Annotated in this window: 12 protein-coding genes and 1 pseudogene; 7 read left to right on the plus strand and 6 right to left on the minus strand. The window is 37.8% G+C overall.

Annotation, left to right across the window (positions count from 1 at the left end; genetic code table 11):
• Positions 1-8: 8 nt before the first annotated feature.
• The 6 genes and pseudogenes from parC to ABN236_RS08265 form a co-directional block, all read left to right on the plus strand.
• A pseudogene (parC, locus tag ABN236_RS08245) lies at positions 9-2,189 on the plus strand (DNA topoisomerase IV subunit A); the annotation flags it as partial.
• A 327-nt stretch (positions 2,190-2,516) separates the two neighbouring features.
• On the plus strand, positions 2,517-2,966 hold the full coding sequence (locus ABN236_RS19340) for a DNA gyrase C-terminal beta-propeller domain-containing protein (RefSeq protein WP_502929624.1): 450 nt from the start codon (positions 2,517-2,519) through the stop codon (positions 2,964-2,966).
• A gap of 64 nt (positions 2,967-3,030) precedes the next feature.
• Positions 3,031-3,780, plus strand: coding sequence for a 1-acylglycerol-3-phosphate O-acyltransferase (locus ABN236_RS08250; RefSeq protein WP_088494655.1), 750 nt, complete (start codon positions 3,031-3,033; stop codon positions 3,778-3,780).
• Between the two features lie 592 nt (positions 3,781-4,372).
• Entirely contained in the window at positions 4,373-5,794 is a 1,422-nt protein-coding gene (ftsP, locus tag ABN236_RS08255) for a cell division protein FtsP (protein ID WP_349473757.1), read from the plus strand.
• 459 nt (positions 5,795-6,253) lie between these two features.
• A complete protein-coding gene (gene pta / locus ABN236_RS08260; RefSeq protein WP_349473758.1) occupies positions 6,254-9,478 on the plus strand; it encodes an autotransporter Pta in 3,225 nt (1,074 codons plus the stop codon).
• 109 nt (positions 9,479-9,587) lie between these two features.
• Positions 9,588-10,730 (plus strand): hypothetical protein, encoded by a 1,143-nt coding sequence (locus ABN236_RS08265; protein WP_349473759.1) that lies wholly within the window; start codon positions 9,588-9,590, stop codon positions 10,728-10,730.
• Positions 10,731-10,775: 45 nt separating this feature from the next.
• On the opposite strand, the gene ABN236_RS08270 is transcribed toward ABN236_RS08265, so the two are convergent.
• Positions 10,776-11,390 carry a LysE family translocator gene (locus ABN236_RS08270; RefSeq protein ID WP_349473760.1) on the minus strand — a complete coding sequence of 205 codons (615 nt, stop codon included), beginning with the start codon at positions 11,388-11,390 and terminating at the stop codon, positions 10,776-10,778.
• 174 nt (positions 11,391-11,564) lie between these two features.
• On the opposite strand from ABN236_RS08270, the gene folA reads away from it, so the two are divergent.
• Positions 11,565-12,050, plus strand: a complete 486-nt coding sequence (gene folA / locus ABN236_RS08275) for a type 3 dihydrofolate reductase (protein WP_088494660.1) — start codon at positions 11,565-11,567, stop codon at positions 12,048-12,050.
• A 440-nt stretch (positions 12,051-12,490) separates the two neighbouring features.
• On the opposite strand, the gene apaH is transcribed toward folA, so the two are convergent.
• From apaH to surA, 5 genes are read right to left on the minus strand one after another with little or no spacing between them, the layout of a single operon-like run.
• The gene (apaH, locus tag ABN236_RS08280) at positions 12,491-13,312 is read right to left on the minus strand and encodes a bis(5'-nucleosyl)-tetraphosphatase (symmetrical) ApaH (protein WP_349473761.1); all 822 of its coding nucleotides are present in this window, start codon (positions 13,310-13,312) and stop codon (positions 12,491-12,493) included.
• 2 nt (positions 13,313-13,314) lie between these two features.
• Complete coding sequence (gene apaG / locus ABN236_RS08285) at positions 13,315-13,692, minus strand: Co2+/Mg2+ efflux facilitator ApaG/CorD (RefSeq protein ID WP_006535978.1); 378 nt, start codon at positions 13,690-13,692, stop codon at positions 13,315-13,317.
• A gap of 25 nt (positions 13,693-13,717) precedes the next feature.
• Entirely contained in the window at positions 13,718-14,536 is an 819-nt protein-coding gene (gene rsmA / locus ABN236_RS08290) for a 16S rRNA (adenine(1518)-N(6)/adenine(1519)-N(6))-dimethyltransferase RsmA (protein ID WP_088494662.1), read from the minus strand.
• The gene (pdxA, locus tag ABN236_RS08295; RefSeq protein ID WP_349473762.1) at positions 14,529-15,527 is read right to left on the minus strand and encodes a 4-hydroxythreonine-4-phosphate dehydrogenase PdxA; all 999 of its coding nucleotides are present in this window, start codon (positions 15,525-15,527) and stop codon (positions 14,529-14,531) included. Before pdxA ends, rsmA begins: the two co-directional genes overlap by 8 nt.
• Positions 15,517-16,854, minus strand: a complete 1,338-nt coding sequence (gene surA / locus ABN236_RS08300) for a peptidylprolyl isomerase SurA (RefSeq protein ID WP_088495989.1) — start codon at positions 16,852-16,854, stop codon at positions 15,517-15,519. The genes pdxA and surA overlap by 11 nt, the downstream gene beginning before the upstream one ends.
• Positions 16,855-16,864: the final 10 nt, after the last annotated feature.

Here is a 16,864-nt window from a genome sequence, read left to right on the forward strand (position 1 = left end):
AAAATTGAATGAGTGAATTGACTCATGATGGTGTAGAGCGCCAACCGCTCCACTTATTTACAGAAAATGCCTATCTCAACTACTCCATGTACGTCATTATGGATCGTGCATTGCCTTTTATTGGAGATGGGCTAAAACCCGTGCAACGTCGTATCGTTTATGCGATGTCAGAGCTTGGTTTAAGTAATAACGCAAAATTTAAAAAGTCAGCCCGTACAGTTGGTGACGTGCTAGGTAAATATCACCCACATGGTGATGGTGCATGTTATGAAGCTATGGTGCTTATGGCTCAACCATTCTCTTACCGTTATCCGTTAATTGATGGACAAGGTAACTGGGGGGCACCAGATGATCCGAAATCTTTCGCCGCGATGCGTTATACCGAATCACGCCTTTCTAAATATTCACAAACATTATTGAGTGAATTAGGACATGGTACGGTAGATTGGATACCTAACTTTGACGGCACGATGCAAGAGCCGAAAATGTTGCCAGCACGCTTACCTAATATTGTGCTTAATGGTACAACCGGTATTGCAGTTGGGATGGCAACGGATATTCCACCGCACAATGCGCGTGAAATAGGACAAGCTTTAGTGATGCTTTTAGATAATCCTGATGCAGGGTTATCTGACGTGATGCAATATGTTCAAGGCCCTGATTATCCGACTGAAGCTGAAATTATTACTGCTCACGATGATATCAAAAAGATTTATAAAACAGGACGTGGCTCTGTCAGAATGAGGGCTGTGTGGCAGAAAGAAGAAGGATGTGCGGTGATCACTGCATTACCTCATCAAGTTTCTGGTGCCAAAGTTCTTGAGCAAATTGCCGCATTAATGCGTGCTAAAAAACTACCTTTAGTTGAAGATTTACGTGATGAATCTGATCATGAAAATCCAACTAGACTTGTTATTGTTCCTCGTAGTAATCGCGTCGATTTAGAACAAGTGATGTACTACTTGTTTGTGAATACTGATTTAGAGAAAAGTTATCGCGTTAACCTAAATATGATTGGGTTAGATAACCGCCCGGCAGTAAAAGGATTACTGACTATTTTAAACGAATGGTTAGTTTATCGTCGCCAAACAGTCACAAACCGCTTAAATCACCGTTTAGAAAAGGTTTTACGTCGCTTAGAAATTCTCAAAGGTTTATTAATTGCTTATCTCAATATTGATGAAGTGATTGAAATTATTCGTCATGAAGATGAGCCAAAAGCAGAATTAATGCGTCGCTTTGAGTTATCCGATATTCAAGCCGAAGCTATTTTAGAGTTACGTTTACGTCATTTAGCCAAACTTGAAGAGATGGAACTAAAAGGCGAAAGTGATGAGCTTGAAAAAGAACGCGATAGCATTGAGAAGTTGTTAAGTTCACCACGTCGTTTAAATACTTTACTGAAAAAAGAGATTGAAGCCGACGCAAAAGAATTTGGTGATGATCGTCGTTCGCCAATCCGTCCTCAAGAAGAGGCGAAAGTGGTAAATGAACAAGATATGTTGCCATCAGAGCCTGTCACCATTGTATTGTCTGAAATGGGTTGGGTACGTAATGCGAAAGGACATGATATTGATCCTAGTGGCATGAGTTATCGTGCAGGGGATAGTTATCACAGCGCAGTACGTGGTATGAGTAATCAGCCTGTTTTATTCCTTGATTCTACGGGACGTAGTTATACCTTAAGTCCAAATGATATGCCTTCAGGGCGTAGTCAAGGCGAACCATTAACAGGCAAGTTAACTTTCCCACCTGATGCCAGCGTGAAATACATGTTAGCGGGAAGTGCGGGGCAAGAGTATTTACTGGCGACAAAAGAAGGTTATGGTTCTGTTCTCTCTTACGATGAGATGGAGACGAAGAATAAGACAGGTAAAGGGCTACTAACAGTTTCTGAAGAGACTGAATTATTAGCTCCGTTCTTAGTTGATCCTCAAAAGAAAAATGAGCAGTACTGGTTTATTATCATTACCGATAAAACACGTATTCTAGCCATTTCAGCAGAACAGCTAAATGAAATGAATAAAAAAGGGCGTGGTACACGTCTTGTTGCTTTAGGGAAAGAGCAAGGTGATGTGATTGAACAAATGCTGTTCGCACCTAAAGATGAAGCATTAATCTTTACTGTTGATGGTCAGCAAGAAGTACTTAAAGCAGAAGAGATCAACTATTTTAGCGGTAATGCGGGTGATGAACCTATTCCGTTAAAACATCTACATCCTGAAGCTGTTACCGTTATTATGTCTGAAAAAGGGCTTATTCGTTGCCAGAAAGGACATAATATTGATGCTAAATCGGCTGGCTTTAAAGCCGGTGATGATTATTTTGATGCTGTTGAAGGTATGAGTAATCAACCGGTACACTTGATTGATACAACAGGTCAAAGCTATACCGTTGATGTTGATGCATTACCTTCTGGTCGTAGCAAAGGCGATGCGCTAACTGAACGATTAAAAGTTCAGAAAGGTGCACAATTACGCCATGTTGTTATGGGCGAAAGTACTGATAAGATCTTAATGGCATCTGATGCCGGTTATGGTTTTATGTGTCAGGTTGATGATTTAACTTCTAAAAATAAAGCAGGTAAATCACTACTGACTTTACCTGAAAATGCATTACCATTACCGCCACAACGCTTGAATAATGAGCTCACCGATCTCATTATGATCATTACTAAAGGCGGTAGAATGCTGATTTTTGAAGCCGCAGAATTACCAACGATGGTAAAAGGAAAAGGAAATCAGATGGTTTCTATTCCAGCCTCACAAGCAGCAAGTGGTGAGGATAACGTTGCTTGGTTACGAGTATTACCTGAAAATGCCTCTGTGACACTGCATTTCGGTAAACGTAAAATGACAATGTCGATGAATGAGCTAGTTAGCTTTAAAGCAAAACGTGGACGCCGAGGAACCTCTTTACCTCGCGGTGCTCAAGTTATCGATCATATTGATATTGAAACAAATTAAATCTAATACTTCATTGTTATTGAGTGGGTCTGTTGACCCACTTCTATTTAGGACGCTAAAACTTATGTTAGCCATTATTCGAGGCATTATTGTCATTCTTTACACCATTATTGTGGTGACGTTTGGAATGATTTATTGCATGTTTTCACCAAGAAATCCAAAACATGTAATGACTTACGGACGAGCATTTGGCAAGTTATCTCGTGTTTTTGGGATTAAGCTTGTTGAGCGTTTTCCAAAAGAAGCGGAAAGCTATGGCCCAAGTATTTATATCGGAAACCATCAAAACAATTTTGATATGGTGACGATGTCAAATGCAGTACAACCTAATACCGTGACAGTGGGTAAAAAAAGCTTAATTTTTATTCCTTTTTTTGGTCAGTTGTATTGGATAACGGGTAATATTTTGATCGATAGAGCAAACCGCTCTAAAGCACACGGGACTATTTCACAAGTTGCTGATCAGATTAAATCGAAGAAGATTTCTGTGTGGATGTTCCCTGAAGGAACGCGTAGCCGTGGTCGTGGCCTTTTACCATTTAAAACAGGTGCATTCCATGCCGCAATTCAAGCAGGTGTGCCTATTATTCCGGTTTGTGTCTCTACAACGCAGGATAAAATTAAGTTAAACCGTTGGAATAATGGCTACGTTATTGTTGAAATGTTGCCTCCAATTGATGTTTCAAAATACACCAAAGATCAAGTTCGAGAATTAGCAGAAGATTGTCGTCAAATTATGAAAGCGAAAATCGAAGAGCTAGATAAAGAAGTTGAAGAAATGAATAAGCGTGATTTTCCCGGTAAATTAAATTAACGTTTACGCATTATCTAAATAATACAATATAAGCCTAATTTTCAGGCTTATATTGTTATACTCGTCATACTTCAAGTTGCAGCGCTGTTGGCTGCATTCATTCGCACTAGTCACATACTTATGATACTCGTCATACTTCAAGTTGCAGCGTTGTTGGTTGCGTTTATTCGCACTAGTCACATACTTATGATACTCGTCATACTTCAAGTTGCAGCGTTGTTGACTGCGTTTATTCGCACTAGTCACATACTTATGATACTCGTCATACTTCAAGTTGCAGCGTTGTTGACTGCGTTCATTCGCACTAGTCACATACTTATGTATGCTCCTAGCGACTTATTCACTTGTCGCCTAGCTGCATCTTGAATTATTTAGAGTATATATTTGATAGGGCATTTGTTGTGTGTATGCTTTATTTGAATTATTTAAAACATAGATTATCAACTATTTTTAGGATTTATGTCACATCCGCGCTATTATGCTCCCGTAATTTCATTTAAGTCCTTTTGTCTTTAAATCACAGCAGCTTTTTTCCTGTCACGGCATTTTTGATTATGCGATAGGAATATTTGTATTTTGTTGCGGAGAAAGTATGTCATTTAGTCGTCGCCAGTTTATTCAGGCTTCAGGCTTAGCGGTATGTCTGGGCTCAATATCTTCTTCTGTTCGTGCTGAATCAGTCAATGATAAACAATTACCTATACCGCCATTGTTGGAATCTCGCCGTGGTCAGCCTCTTTTTCTGACTTTGCAAAATGTACATTGGGCATTTAATGGCACACAAAAAGCGGAAGTTTGGGGGATCAATGGCTCAACACCGGGACCGACAATCAAAGTCAAAAGTGGCGATGATATAAAACTTATTTATAGCAACCGTCTTAATGAAGCAGTATCAATGACGGTGAGCGGTTTATTAGTTCCGGGGACTCAAGTCGGTGGTGCAGCAAGATTAATGTCACCCGGTGCTTATTGGTCGCCGGTATTGCCTATTCGCCAGAAAGCAGCAACATGTTGGTATCACGCCAATACTCCCTTTAAAATGGCACCTCATGTTTATAATGGATTGGTGGGAATGTGGATTGTGGAAGATGAAGAGAGCAAATCCCTTCCTTTACCAAAACATTATGGTGTGAATGATTTTCCTATCATTATTCAAGATAAACGTATCGATAATTTTGGTACGCCACAATACGATAAAGAAGCTGCTAGTGATGGTTTTTATGGCGATACATTATTAGTCAATGGACGTGAAGATCCTTATATTGAAGTCTCAAGAGGATGGGTCCGCTTACGTTTAGTTAATGCATCTAATGCTCGTCGTTATGAACTAACCGCAAATGATGGTCGCTCACTTTACCTTATCGCTTCTGATCAAGGGCTATTAACATCTCCCGTAGAGCTGAAATCAATTCCGATGGCTCCGGGTGAGCGACGTGAAATATTGGTTGATATGTCCGAAGGTGGAGAAGTGACAATTACCGCAGGGCAAAGTGCTGGCTTTATGGATAGGCTCCGTGGTATTTTTGAACCTTCAGATTTACTACGTAACGCCAATGTATTAACCATTAAACCAACCGGATTAATGTCATTAATGACAGACAAAGCACCTGCACAATTAGCAGTAGATGACACACAAATCACCACCTCTATTCAGCCTAGAACCATCCAACTGCATAACAGTCCTCCGGGAATAAATAATGCTCGTTGGGAGCTTTCAAGAATTGATTTAGTAGGCAAGCAAAATGGGTGGGAACGTTGGCTTGTAACAGTACCGACACCACAGCCATTCCATATTGAAGGTGCCCGTTTTAAAGTGATTAACCATAATGGTCAGAAGCCTGCACCTGCGGATTTTGGTTGGAAAGATACTGTTTGGATCGAAAACCAAAGTGAATTGCTGGTGGAATTAAAACAGCCTTCTTATTCACATTTCCCTTTCCTGTATTATAGCCAGTTATTAGAAAATGCAGACAAAGGTATGGTAGGACAAATGGAAGTCACACCTTTGGAATAAAAACTGAGTATTAGCACTAATTTAAATTAAAAGAAAAACAGTATTTTTAAAATAAAGATACTGTTTTTTTTATATTAAAAATAATGTGGATTATATTTTTTAGACTAAAATTAAATAGAGAAAAATATTCTCAAAAACAAATTGTTAATCAATTTGATATTTTTGTTTATTTATTTAAGTTCTCTTTATTAAGTTTATTTAAATATTGTTATTAATGAGGTTAATATTGAAAGAGGTTAATTTTGACTGTTTGTAATATAATAACAAGTGATCTAATTTTGTTTAATTTATCTGTTAATTTGTGATTCCGTAGTCAATCTATCTATTTTTCTGGCATGAAATCATATTTTTGAGATGCCCTTCAAGTAATTATTTCTCTAGAAACTAGAGAATCTTCGCGTCTTTTATTTTTGATCCTTAATTAATGTTATTAAATTTTAATATAACTGAAGGTACAGAATGAACAAAGAAATAGCTTTAAGTCACCATCACAAAATGAATAAAAAAAATAAAATAAATAATAATATATTTCAACTTTCCATTGTTGCATCAGCACTGCTTTTTTCTGGATATTCCGTAGCATATTCAGAAGCTGGGCAATTAGGCGATACCAAAAGTTGGGAAAGCCAAGAGTATCAAAAAGACTGGGGGCTAGCTGCTATGAATGCCTCTAGTGCTTATGCACTTGGTTTTCATGGGCAAGGTGCCAAAATCGGTGTAATGGACTCCGGTGCTTTATTATCACATCCAGAATTGAATGATGCTCGTTTTCATGCCGTGAAAGCCAAAGGTCAATATGGCACAACGGGTATGCGTTATCCTCAAGAATTGGGTGGGCATTATGAAAAAGGTCAAGCTTTTGATGTTGATGGAGGCTGGATCAAAGGTGTGAATGATACACACGGAACACACGTTACAGGCACGGTAGGTGCAAACCGTGACGGTAATGGTATGCATGGGGTGGCATGGGGTGCTGATGTTTATTTAGGAAATACAGGCGCAACAGACAGCAATAACTACGGTCCTTATCAAGATTACACCTACTTCTATACTGGCTGGAAAGCCATGGTCGATGCAGGGGCTCAAGTCATTAATAATAGCTGGGGAACCAACCCTCGTATTATTAACGCAGATAAAACACTTGGCCCTGATGGTGGTAATACAACTGTTCATATGCCAGTAGATACCACTGCGCAAACGGAATACGAATATTTCTACTTTAAAAAAGTCTATGGCGATAAACCATCCTTTGTTGATGCGGCTTATGATGCAGTAAAAGGCACTAATGTTGTTCAAGTTTTTACAACGGGCAACCGTGACTTTGCTCAGCCTTATTATCGTCCTCTTTATCCTTACTTTAATCCTGAAGCAGAAAAACATTGGATTGCGGTTGCGGGTCTGAAAGAAAATGCAGATCAATCAGGCTATGAGCTGGTGAAAGTCTTTAATGAAGCCGGTAATGCGAAGTGGTGGACAGTAGTTGCTCCAGGTTGGGGCGTTTATTCGTCAGTTGTTGATGAAGAGGGAAATGCAGGTTGGGATACCTTCAGTGGTACATCAATGGCGGCACCTCACGTTACAGGCGCAATGGGTGTATTGATGTCGCGTTACGAGTCAATGAATGCGATGCAAGTTCGTGATGTGATGTTTACAACTGCTAATCATCGTAATCCAGATGGCTCTTTATATGATAGCTGGACTGCTGCTGAAGGTACGCCGGATGTGCGTTATGGTTGGGGTACCCCAGATTTAGATAAAGGGATGTATGGTCCGGGTCAATTCTTAGGTAAATTTGAATATAACTTAAGTATGACACCGCTTGATGTCTGGACAAATGATATTTCACAAACTGCGTTAGATCTTCGTGAACAAGAAGATTTAGCATGGCTGAAAGACTATCAAGAGAAGGGGATTGCGGCTGGTGGTGATTACAATCTAGGAACGGATTTTGTTGTCAATGATGGTAATCCAGACCCAACTTCCCATATTGTTAGCAAAGAAGATGCTGAAAAATGGCGTAAAGAGTATTACCAAAAACGTGCTGATGCTATTCAAGCCAAAATTGATGCTGGTTTGTATGATGGTGCTTTAATTAAGAAAGGCGAAGGCACATTGGTTATGACTGGCGATAATACTTATCGTGGTGGCACAACAGTCGAACAAGGAACGTTATACGGCTTTACCGAATCATTTGGCACTGAAGCTGTTAATGTCAACGGTGGTAAATTAAGTGTTATTGATCGCTATAACGATACTTTCACACAAAAAGGCCAATTAGCATCGAATGAGAGCCATAAAGCTAACATTAATATCAACGATAAGGGGACGTATTTAGTTACCGTTGGACATGATGTTAATGTCGGTGATATGGCATTAAATAAAGGTGCAAGTTTAGATGTTGGTGCTGATAGTGAAGGTCAATTAAAAGATATCTATCTTAATAATACTGTCGCGACAGGAACCGTTAATGCGGACAATTTAGTTGATAATCGTACTAAAACTAAAATGTTAGCAAATAACAATCCAAATAGTGATTATGCATTATTTGATAAAAATGTTTCTGTAAAAGACAACACAATTACAGGTACATTAAGTAAGAAAGAAAATACCTCTTTAGCCACATTTGCTAACAATGAAAATGGCCGCTCTATTGCGAATACATTGGATAGCACAGGTCGTGGCGATTTATTCAATGCAGTATTACCAATGAATGAAAGAGATCTGAGCAAGACTTATAATTCATTGGGCAGCGATATGTACCTTAATGCTAACAGTGCAAGTGTAGTGAATGTGTTAGGTTTAACTCGCACAGTGAAAGATCAAGCAATGGGTATTGGTCAAGGCCGTTATGCTAAATTGGATAATAGCAATGCACGTATTTGGATGACTGGTATTGGCCAATGGGGCAGTGCTGATTATGGTCATAGCAATATGGATGTTGATTTCTATGTTGGCTTATTAGGTGCAGAAATTGATGTGACCGAGAATACCAAAGCAGGTTTATTCTTTGGTGCGGGTTCAACCAAATATAAAGGTAATGAACACGGTAAAATAGACAGTAACGATATCCATATTGGTGCTTATGGTGTGTCTAATCTGTATGACGTGGCTTCATTAAACTATGGTTTCACACATACTAACCAAGATAGAGATGCAAAAAGAACACTTTGGATAGGACAAAATGCAGGTTATAACTCTACAAGTTATGATGCAAAAATTACTCAAATTTTCTTAGAAGGTGCTTATACTCAATTTAATACAAATCAGTACTCTATTGAGCCATATGCCGGATTCAGCTGGTTGCGTGTATCAACTGATGATATCAACGAAAATGTCGGTAATATGAAATTTATCACTAAGACTGATTCACAAGATATTCAAGTCGGTACTATTGGTTTACGTGGTGGATATCCATTTATGGCTGGCAACGTTAATATGGCTTTAAAAGGCGATATTTCTGCAAGTCATTTATTTGGTGATAACCGTCCTGAATCACGCCTCTTCTTATCAAACTCTGGTGATGCAACATTACGTGGCGGCAAACTGGATAATCTATTTGGTGTTGGCTTAGGTGTTGATGCGCAATTAAGCAAATCAACAACTTTCGGACTTTCTTACCAAGGTCAATATAATAGTGATGTAAGCTCAAGTGGTATCAATGCAACACTGAAAGTTAATTTCTAAATCTTATTTGTTGTTTTTTGATATTTAAAGCCCTTAGTAATAAGGGCTTTTTTTTGTATTAAAATGTAGATAAATAAGGGATTGTTTTACTATGAGATAAGGAGTCATCATGAAAATAAACAATACTCGTTTTCAAATTAACTTAATAAAATATACCGATATAAATAAAAAAGAAAATCATAAAATAAAAAATGAAATTAATAGTGTTTTAAATAACTTCAATAATTTTTATGTGGGAGGGAAGAGTAAAACTTTTTTATCTAAGTTGTCTTTTTTTATAAAGAAAATATTTAATTTAAAGACTGATTTGACTTTTTTATTAGATAAAGGACAACATGCTAAGATAAATAATTTATCCACTCTTTTTGACAGAGATGTGAAAATAAAAATTAATAAATGTAGACTAATAAAATCTGACTTTGTTAGTTTTAAGAAAGAGACATTAGAATCATTCTTTTTAAGTTTAAATATAGCAGTGAAAAATGATTCTTATGATATGGCTAAAAAAATAATACAAAAATATCTTTATGAAAAATCCAAAACGAAAGAAGACTTCATTACTATAATGAGTATCTCTTTAGATGTGATTAATAATTATGAAAAAGAAAAATTTGAACAATTGAATATACATAATCCAGAATGCGCTAGTATGTTAAATTATATTAACTTTAATTATAGGCAATGTATTGACTCTGCAATAGATTATGCTTGTAAAGAGCTTGATAGAAAAACATCACATAAAATGAGTAATTCAATAATGTATTTAGTTAATACAATGCATGATATTTACTCGATGGAAATGGAGAAAAATCTAATTATAAATATAACTAAATTTTTTATTGATAAAGCAAAAAAGTGTAATGTTGGAAATTATAATAATGATGGTTTTATAAAATCAATATTAAATCTCTTGGAAAATAAATTGAAAAATAATGAGGGCGTAAAAGAATTTGTGGATAGTATGCTTGAGTCAGGATTATTAGAGTCCAATGATATTACTAAATCGGAAGAAAAAACAGCAGGGGATGAATATTTTATATCTGAGTTTAATCGAAAAATGAAAAGTTTCTTTAGTAAGAATAACAATGGTGATGAAATAAAAAATAATATTGCCAATGTTATTAGAGATAATTATGAAACAATTTTAGATAAAATGAGAAATAAATCTAATCGTCTTGAGAATGAAATGGTTTTGCTGGATGTTATTGATTATTTAAAGAGTGATAATGATTTAAGTTTAAATTTACTATAAATAAGTTATTCCTCTTTAATAAATTTTATTAAAGAGGTTTTTTATTTAACTCAACGCGACTTTAATACCTAAACCAATCAGTACAACACCTAACACTTTATCAATTCCTTTTTGGATTTTATTAAGCACTTTTCTGACAGGCGCGCTTTGAATTAATAAAACCAATAAAGGCCAGTAAACTACGGCTAAGCCCCAAATAATAAAGGCATACCACAATTTTTCACCAATGCTTGAATCGACACTTAACACCTGAGTGAAAACGGCAAGAAAGAACAAGGTGGCTTTAGGATTAAGTAAATTACAGAGGAAACCTTGCATAAAGGCTTTCTTAAAGCTGATTTGCGAATGTTTATCTGAGTTTTCATCAATCGAATGATTAGATTTTGAGAGCAAACTCTGAAAACCAATCCAGAGTAAATACGCGGCTCCGGCATATTTTAAAATGGAAAAAAGCCAAGGTGTTGTTGTGATAAGAACGGCAATACCTGCAACACAATATGACATATGCACAAGTAATGCTGCCACAATTCCCATTGCAGTCATCATTGCTGCAGATCGTTGATAACGCGCCGCATTTTTTACAACGAGAAAAAAGTCAGGACCTGGTGAGATCATACCGAGTAAAGCAATTGTAAAAACAACTAAAGAAGTTTCAAGCATAATAGCGCCTTGTATATAACAATATTATAATGATTGAATCTTATATGATTAAGTTAACACTTCGAGTATAAAGCAATTATTTATTATCAAGGAAGCATAATTTGTATCGACTCAGGTTTTAGCTTTACGTATAGTGTGAACAGTTTTTTCCCATCTTTACCCGTAGGTGTGTAAATGAATATTAGTTTAATCGCAGCATTAGCGATGGATCGCATTATTGGTATGGAAAAGGCAATGCCTTGGACATTACCGGGTGACCTCGCATGGTTTAAAAAGAATACGCTAAATAAACCCGTTATTATGGGCCGGGTGACTTATGAGTCTATTGGACGTCCTTTACCGAATCGTCTTAATATTGTTTTAAGTAGCCAGCCAGGAACAGATAGCGATGTTGTTTGGGTTAAATCTGTAGAAGAAGCTTTGCAAGCTGCTGAAAATCATGAAGAAATCATGGTGATAGGTGGTGGTAAAGTGTATGAGCAATTCCTGCCTATGGCAAATACACTCTATCTAACCCACATCGATGCTGAAGTTATCGGTGATACAACATTCCCAGATTATGAGCCTGATGAGTGGGATTCTACCTTTATGGAATACCATGAAGCAGATGAAAATAACTCACATAACTACTGCTTCGAAATATTAAAAAGAAGAAAATAACAAGAATTAAATAAAAAGGGAGATTAAATATCTCCCTTTTTATTATTCCTATTTTATTAATATAAAAATAATAAAAAGTAAGATTTATTATTCTACTTAAATATTCCTTTTTATAAAAAGAGCATTATTTTAAACCAATCATTATTTATATTTTAATAAACTCATTTTATAAGAATAATATATGAGATATTAATCAATATAGAGATTTTTTATTTTCAATATCGTGTTTTTTTATACTTATTTTGCCGTGAAAAAAAATAACATATTGATTATTAATGATTAAATTTATAGTTATTTTTAGGTGTTCGTTTTTGTATATAAAATGTTCTCTTTAGAAGAAAAAAGAGAAATTTAGGTAATATGTGAGGATAAAATCAACATAGCGCAAAAGGCAATGTCGCCATTTTTGCGCTTGAAGCAGGGAGGGGATAATAAGTGAGTTATTTGGGAGCAGATAGACTAGGTTGAGTGAAATACTGTTTGTCTTCCCAACGTAAGCAAGTGAGATTTCCACCCCAACAACATCCTGTATCTAACGCATAAACATTATCAGGAGTACCTTTCCCTTCAAGAGAGGCCCAATGTCCAAATATAATGCTATAACCTTCAGGTAATTGGCTTGGTAAATCGAACCAAGGCTTTAATGGTGCGGGCGCTTCTTGTGGTTTATCTTTGCAAATCATATCAAGCTGACCATTAGGAAAGCAGTAACGCATACGAGTGAGCGCATTAGTGCTAAAGCGCAATCTCGCTAGACCTGAAAGCTCTGGTGACCAGTTGTTTGGTAAATCGCCATACATTGAGTTAATAAACAAAGGGTAGCTATCACTACTTAAAATAGCTTCAACTTCACGAGCGCACATTTTGGCTGTTTCTAAATCCCATTGTGGCGTGATCCCTGCGTGAGCCATGATGATTTTCTTGTCTTCATCAACTTGCAGTACGGGTTGGCGTCTTAGCCAATTAATTAATTCATCTGCATCTGGCGCATTGAGCAAGTCATTCAGCTTATCTCTTGGTTTATTGCGGCTAATTTTTGCAAATACACCTAAAAGATGAAGATCATGATTACCCAAGACGAGTTTAAGTGAAGTACCTAAGCTTTTTACAAAGCGCAAGACTTCAAGCGAGTCAGGGCCTCGTGCAACAAGATCACCCGTTAACCACAATGTGTCTTGTGTAGGATCAAAACTGACTTTATCAAGAAGGTGGCGCAGTTCATGGTAACAGCCATGAATATCACCAATTAAATAAGTTGCCATAATTAGTTTATCAATGTTGGAAGTGCAAGGCGGAAAACGGGGATCTCTATTTGAAATAATCGACCATCAGTGTCAATCATTTCATAATGACCTTCCATTGTTCCCATCGGTGTTTCAAGAACGGCACCACTGGTATAGCGGTATTGTGTGCCGGGCTCAATAAGCGGCTGTTCGCCGACAACACCTTCACCACGAACTTCAGTGGTATTACCTTGTGCATTGGTGATCAACCAATAGCGGCGCAGGAGGCGAATTGCACATTTATTCAAATTATGAATTGATATGGTATAAGCAAAAACATATCGTTCATCTTCAGGGGAAGATTGGCTTTCAATGTAAACGCTTTGTACCTGTATCGCCACTTTTGATGAGGTGAACATAGTGCCTCCTGTCTCTGGCTTTATCTTATGCTTGTGAGTCTTGCTTTTGTGATAACCAGTTTGCCACTTTGCAGTATTGCTCAACAGAAATATTTTCTGCTCTTGCAGTTGGGTCGATATCAAGTGCTATCATATCTTCTGCTGTGAGTAATCCGCCTAAGCTATTACGTAGTGTTTTACGGCGTTGATTGAATGCTTGAGCGGTAATACGGCTAAGCATTGCAATATCCGTTACTGGGTATGGCTTTTCTTTGTAAGGGATCAAGCGAACAACCGCAGAATCAACTTTAGGTGCTGGTTTAAATGAAGTTGGTGGAACTTCAAGTACAGGGATGATTTGGCAATAATATTGCGCCATCACACTTAAGCGACCATAAGTTTTACTACCGTGACCAGCAACAAGGCGATTAACCACTTCTTTTTGCAACATAAATGTCATATCAGAAATTGCGTCAGCAAAACTGAATAAGTGGAACATGAGTGGAGTAGAAATGTTATAAGGCAAGTTACCAAAAACACGCAGAGGCTGCTGACGCTCTTTTGCTAATTGTGCAAAATCGATTGTCATTGCATCTTGCTGAATAATGGTCAGCTTGTCTTTTAATGTAGGATGAACTTCTAAACGAGCGGCTAAATCACGGTCAATCTCTACAACCGTCATTTTATCCATTCTTGCGCCTACTGGCTCTGTAATTGCACCTAAACCAGGACCAATTTCAACAATGGCTTCACCGGGTTGAGGATAAATGGATTCAACAATACTTTCAATAATATAGCTGTCTGTTAAAAAGTTCTGCCCGAAGCGTTTGCGGGCAAAGTGCCCCTGATGGACTCTATTATTCATTACAATTCTGTATCATATTAATGGCTAAATTTAATGCGGTGCAAAAACTGCCAGCATCTGCGCTTTTCGTACCTGCAAGCTCAAGGGCGGTGCCATGATCAACAGAAGTACGGATAAAAGGAAGGCCAAGAGTTATATTCACGGCGCGACCGAAACCCTCATATTTTAGCACAGGTAATCCCTGATCGTGATACATCGCAAGCACCGCATCAGCATGTGTTAAATATTTAGGTTGGAATAAGGTATCAGCAGGATAAGGTCCATGAAGATGAACTCCTTGCTGACGTAATTGTGTTAATGCAGGCTCAATAATATCAATTTCTTCACGTCCCATATGACCGCTTTCTCCTGCATGAGGATTAAGGCCACAAACGTAAATTTGAGGTTCTGCTATACCAAATTTGGTTTTTAAATCGTGGTTTAAAATGGTGATAATTTCATGCAGAAGCTCACCTGTAATTGCATCCGCCACATCTCGTAGTGGTAAATGTGTGGTTGCCAATGCGACTCTTAATGTATCTGTCGCCAGCATCATGACAACACGTTCACAATGGCTACGATCAGCAAAAAACTCAGTGTGCCCTGTAAAATGCACACCCGCATCATTGATAATACCTTTATGAACCGGTCCTGTCACAAGTGCTGAAAATTCGCCATTTAGGCAGCCATCACAAGCACGAGCTAATGTTTCTACAACGTATAATCCATTGCGCGTATCTAATGTACTTGGAATGACATTAGTGTGCAGTGCGATTGGGAGTACACAAATTTGACTTGGTGTGTGCGCTTGAGGTGGCGTGGCAGGATCGTATTCAACTAATGAAAGAGGCAGGTTTAACAATTCTGCTCTTGTTTTAAGTAATTGAGGATCAGCACAAACAACCCAAGGTAAATCCCAACTCATTTGTGCTAATGAGATAATAAGGTCAGGACCAACCCCGGCTGGTTCGCCGGGGGTGATAACAAGTGGTTTTATTTGCTTAGTTTGCATTATTCTCGTTCATTATTTTCACATAAGCCCCAACTCGTAGCTCTTGCATCCAGTTTTGTACTTCTTCATTAAATTTACGGTTGAAGAGTAAACGGTATGCTTGTTCTTTATTTGCGGCATCTGTTTTATCAACACTACGTGTGTCTTCTAATTCAATTAAATGCCAGCCAAAGTTTGAGCGAACAGGTTGGCTTAATTCATTTTTATTTAAGCGCATTAACGCATCACGGAATGCCGGATCGTAAACATCAGGCATTGACCATCCTAACTCACCGCCACGTAATGCTGAACCTGGATCTTCAGAGTACTCTTTTGCTGCATCAGCAAAGGTCATTTTACCACTGCGAATATCGGCAGAGATCTGCTGTAACTTGGCATAGGCTTGCTCATCATTCATGATTGGTGAGCTTTTTAGCAGAATATGACGGCTTTTAACTTCTGTAACGGAAAGGGTATTAGTTCCACCACGAATATCGTTTACTTTGATAATGTGTAAGCCAACACCAGAGTGAAGAGGTCCTACGATTTGGCCTTTTTGCGCATTTGCTAATTCTTTAGCAAACAGAGTTGGTAATTCATCAATAGATGCCCAACCCATATTACCGCCATTTAAAGCTTGTGGATCAGCAGAATAAGTCGCAGCTAATTTGCCGAAATCTGCACCATTTTTAAGCTGATTCATAATGCGAGTAATGACTTGTTTCGCTTTTTCCATTTCTGCTGGTGCAGGGTTTTCTGATAATGGAATTAAGATATGGCTCAGGTTTAGATCAATACTTTGACTTGCTTGGCCTTCGATTTGCTTAGCAAGAGAATCAACTTCTTGAGGTAAAATAGTAATACGACGACGCACTTCATTGTTACGAACTTCTGCTAACATCATCTCTTTACGAATATCTTGGCGATAATCGTTGTAAGAAATACCATCGGCTGCGAGGCGCTTTTTCATTTGATCAAGTGAAATGTTATTTTCAGCAGCAATGCCTTGAATGGTAGATTCTACCGCAGCATCAGGAATATCAATTTGCATTTGCTGTGCCATTTGCAAAATGATGTTATCCATGACCAAACGCTCTAGAATTTGTTGGCGAAGAACTTGCTCATCAGGCATTTCCTGACCCGCGCTTTTCGCGTTCATTTTGACCGTCTGTAACATTCTATTGACGTCACTTTCTAGAACGACACCGTTATTGACGATAGCCGATACACGGTTTAATTCTTGTGCAGCAAATGTTGTTGAGCTGGTAGCTGCACCGACCGTGATCATTAAGCCGATAAACAGCGTTTTCCAATTTTTCATAAGTTTCCCATTATGTATTTTCCGCATCTTATTGCGG

Source organism: Proteus sp. fly-1013 (assembly GCF_040140245.1).
GTDB lineage: Bacteria > Pseudomonadota > Gammaproteobacteria > Enterobacterales > Enterobacteriaceae > Proteus > Proteus mirabilis_B.

What these genes read in the sequence shown, in the direction of transcription:
- ABN236_RS08265 (WP_349473759.1), top strand. Translation starts at nt 9,588, where the DNA reads ATGAAAATAAACAATACTCGTTTTCAAATTAACTTAATAAAATATACC.
- pta (WP_349473758.1), top strand. Translation starts at nt 6,254, where the DNA reads ATGAACAAAGAAATAGCTTTAAGTCACCATCACAAAATGAATAAAAAA.
- apaG (WP_006535978.1), bottom strand. Translation starts at nt 13,692, where the DNA reads ATGTTCACCTCATCAAAAGTGGCGATACAGGTACAAAGCGTTTACATT.
- folA (WP_088494660.1), top strand. Translation starts at nt 11,565, where the DNA reads ATGAATATTAGTTTAATCGCAGCATTAGCGATGGATCGCATTATTGGT.
- ABN236_RS08270 (WP_349473760.1), bottom strand. Translation starts at nt 11,390, where the DNA reads ATGCTTGAAACTTCTTTAGTTGTTTTTACAATTGCTTTACTCGGTATG.
- ftsP (WP_349473757.1), top strand. Translation starts at nt 4,373, where the DNA reads ATGTCATTTAGTCGTCGCCAGTTTATTCAGGCTTCAGGCTTAGCGGTA.
- ABN236_RS08250 (WP_088494655.1), top strand. Translation starts at nt 3,031, where the DNA reads ATGTTAGCCATTATTCGAGGCATTATTGTCATTCTTTACACCATTATT.
- rsmA (WP_088494662.1), bottom strand. Translation starts at nt 14,536, where the DNA reads ATGAATAATAGAGTCCATCAGGGGCACTTTGCCCGCAAACGCTTCGGG.
- ABN236_RS19340 (WP_502929624.1), top strand. Translation starts at nt 2,517, where the DNA reads ATGGCATCTGATGCCGGTTATGGTTTTATGTGTCAGGTTGATGATTTA.
- surA (WP_088495989.1), bottom strand. Translation starts at nt 16,854, where the DNA reads ATGCGGAAAATACATAATGGGAAACTTATGAAAAATTGGAAAACGCTG.
- pdxA (WP_349473762.1), bottom strand. Translation starts at nt 15,527, where the DNA reads ATGCAAACTAAGCAAATAAAACCACTTGTTATCACCCCCGGCGAACCA.
- apaH (WP_349473761.1), bottom strand. Translation starts at nt 13,312, where the DNA reads ATGGCAACTTATTTAATTGGTGATATTCATGGCTGTTACCATGAACTG.